The sequence below is a fragment of the Paraburkholderia kururiensis JCM 10599 = LMG 19447 genome, from assembly GCF_003986935.1.
GTDB lineage: Bacteria > Pseudomonadota > Gammaproteobacteria > Burkholderiales > Burkholderiaceae > Paraburkholderia > Paraburkholderia kururiensis.
Window position 1 is genome coordinate 1 of record NZ_RJZE01000079.1, and the last position, 2,242, is coordinate 2,242.

Below are 2,242 nucleotides of genomic sequence, written 5' to 3' on the forward strand. Positions count from 1 at the left end.
TTGAAGCGGTGGTACCAGCGCACCGCGCAGCTGATGATCGCTGCCGGGAAACGGTAGCCGTGAAATGAGCAGCGGGTCTTTGTCATCTGACCATTCTAGCCGCCTGCATCACCAAGTTGACATTGCCCTTCTACAGTCTGGCCGAACTCAACAAGGCGATTGCAGGACTGGTCGCCGACCTGAACCAGCGCCCGTTCAAGAGGCTCGAAGGCAACCGTCGCGAATGGTTTGAACGGCTGGACCAGCCCGTACTGCGCGCGTTGCCCGTGCGGCGCTACGAGATCGCCACCTTCCAGAAGTGCCGTGTGAACATCGATTACCACGTCGATGTCGGCGGCCACTATTACAGCGTCCCGCACAGCCTCGCGCGGCAGGAAGTCTGGGCGCGCATCACCCGCCACGGCGTCGAGATCTTGCATGGCGGCAAGCGTGTCGCTGCGCACGCACGCTCGCGCCTCAAAGGCAAACACACGACCATCGCCGAACACATGCCGGCCGCGCATCGCGCGCACATGGAATGGACTCCGGGCCGGCTGCTCAACTGGGGCGCATCCGTCGGCCCCGGCGCCGAGGCTGTCGTGCGGCATCTGCTGACCAACAAACCCCACCCCGAGATGGGCTATCGCGCCTGTCTCGGTCTGCTCTCGCTCGCACGCAAGTACAGCAAACACCGCCTGGAAGCCGCGTGCCAGCGCGCATTGAAGATCGGCTCGCCCACGCGCCGCTCCGTGCTGTCGATCCTGGAAGCGGGGCTTGACCTGCAGCCCTCGCTCCCGATCACGCTCACCGAATGGCGTTCGCCCGAGCACGAGAACGTGCGCGGTCCCGACTACTACCACTGACCCGAAGGAGGTCACGATGTTGATGCAGCACACCCTTACCCAACTGAAGGCGCTCAAACTGGACGGCATGGCCCGCGCGTTCGAGGAGCAGTCGACGCTCTCGGCCAGCACCAGCCTGTCGTTCGAGGAGCGCGTGGGCATGCTCGTAGATCGCGAGCTGGCCTGGCGTGATACGCGGCGACTCGAACGTTTGCTGCGCGCGGCGAAGCTCAAGAACCCACAGGCCTGCGTCGAGGACATTGAATACCGGCAAAGCCGTGGGCTGGACCAGCGCATCGTCGCCACGCTGGCCGGCTGCGACTGGGTGCGCAATGCGCAGAACCTGATCCTGACCGGCCCCACGGGCGCGGGCAAGACGTGGCTCGCATGTGCGTTCGGCCAGCAGGCGTGCCGTCAGGGCTTCTCGGTGTTCTATGTGCGCGTCGCGCGGCTGTTCGAAGAACTGAAAATCGCGCACGGCGACGGCAGCTTCACACGTCGGCTCGCGCAACTCGCGAAGATCGATGTGCTGATCCTCGACGACTGGGGCTTGCAGGATCTCGACCAGGCCGCGCGCAACGATCTGCTCGAAGTACTTGATGACCGTGTCGGCACACGCTCCACCGTGATCACCAGCCAGTTGCCGCTCGAACACTGGCATGCGTGGCTGCAAGACCCCACGCTCGCCGACGCGATTCTCGACCGGCTCGTGCATCAGGCCCACAAGCTTCCGATCAAGGGCGATTCGATGAGAAAGAAAACGAAATCCGAGTCCGCTGACGCCTGATCGTGATCACCGTCGCTATAATCCATTGACCGCGCAACACCACCTTCCAGACTGATCACGTTCGCCGAAACGACTGATCACCATCGCCGAAATCCGCACTTGTACCCGTCATAGCCTGCGCGCGGGCCGCTCTCGCACGTCGATTGCAACGTGCGACCATCGAGAATGACCGCACTGGGTTGGCCCCGGCGGTCCTGCGCAACCCGGATCACCGAACGCAGATCGCTCACCATGGCCTCGAAGCAACCTGCCTGAATCCAGCGCTGCGTCTGCTGGTAGACCAACTCCCACGGTGGGAAGTCGTTGGGCAGCAGACGCCACGGTGCGCCCGCGCGCACGATCCAGCGCAGTGCGTTGAACATCTCGCGCAATTCGTAGCGGCGCTGCGGCGCATCCTTGCTTATCAAGGTCAGATACGGAGCAGCAAAATACCACTCCTCATCCGACACATCCGTTGGGTGGGGCCTGCGATTTTTCATCTCGCCAGGATACCTGGTCTGGCGGGAAGTGCCTAACACCTACAAGGGCTTCCCCGTTGAGCACAAGCTCAATCGAGGTTCGCTGTCGATACATGCTGCAATGCCGCGCTGGTGCGTGTGAGAAGGTGAAGGACTGCGGTTCTACAACCGGTCAT

The 2,242-nt window shown here is 62.8% G+C and carries 1 protein-coding gene and 3 pseudogenes; 2 read left to right on the forward strand and 2 right to left on the reverse strand.

Annotation, left to right across the window (positions count from 1 at the left end):
- Window positions 1-86: pseudogene (locus tag PKKP23_RS35065) on the reverse strand (IS6 family transposase); the annotation flags it as partial.
- Between the two features lie 42 nt (window positions 87-128).
- On the opposite strand from PKKP23_RS35065, the pseudogene PKKP23_RS33245 reads away from it, so the two are divergent.
- Window positions 129-842 (forward strand): annotated as a pseudogene (locus PKKP23_RS33245) (Mu transposase domain-containing protein); the annotation flags it as partial.
- A 16-nt stretch (window positions 843-858) separates the two neighbouring features.
- On the forward strand, window positions 859-1,608 hold the full coding sequence (gene istB, locus PKKP23_RS33250) for an IS21-like element IS408 family helper ATPase IstB (protein ID WP_126880064.1): 750 nt from the start codon (window positions 859-861) through the stop codon (window positions 1,606-1,608).
- 98 nt (window positions 1,609-1,706) lie between these two features.
- Here the strand turns inward: istB and PKKP23_RS33255 are convergent.
- A pseudogene (locus PKKP23_RS33255) lies at window positions 1,707-2,087 on the reverse strand (transposase); the annotation flags it as partial.
- Window positions 2,088-2,242 lie beyond the last annotated feature (155 nt).